The sequence below is a fragment of the Streptococcus suis genome, assembly GCF_002960425.1.
GTDB classification, from domain to species: Bacteria; Bacillota; Bacilli; order Lactobacillales; family Streptococcaceae; genus Streptococcus; species Streptococcus suis_S.
The window spans coordinates 1-461 of record NZ_POIZ01000055.1 but is presented as its reverse complement, the minus strand read 5'-3'; the positions used below and the strand labels follow the sequence as shown (position 1 = coordinate 461).

General features: G+C 45.6%; 1 protein-coding gene. It reads left to right on the top strand.

Annotated features, from left to right (window positions below; translation table 11 throughout):
- Positions 1 to 461: mucin-binding protein (locus C1G57_RS11135; RefSeq protein WP_419579856.1), on the top strand; the 461-nt coding region annotated here is incomplete at both ends.

Sequence of the window (461 nt, the reverse complement as noted above, 5' to 3'; positions counted from 1 at the left end):
GTTGAAACGCTGACCTACAAACGTACTGCGACCGTTAACCTAGTGACTAAAGAAGTGACTTATGGTGACTGGACCTCAACTGATGATGACTTCGACAAGGTAGACACACCAGCTATTGCAGGATACACACCAGACAAGGCAAGTGTCGAAGCTGTTCAGGATGTTCCGGCAACTGATCCAGACACTGAAGTTATCGTTAGATATGTGAAAGATGCCCAAAAAGCTACCATCACTTACCAAGATGAAGGTGGCAAACAGCTAGGTGCTATTGATGAGGTGACCGGTAAGTCAGGTGAGCCAATCAGCTACACCACAACAGCTCGTATTACAGAGTTAACAAACCAAGGTTATGAAGTGGTTCGTGATGACTTCACCAAAGACGGTGGACAAGTCTTCGATACTGACAAGGCTATCGACCAAGCCTTCACTGTTGTTGTGAAAGCTAAAACTGTTACAGTCAC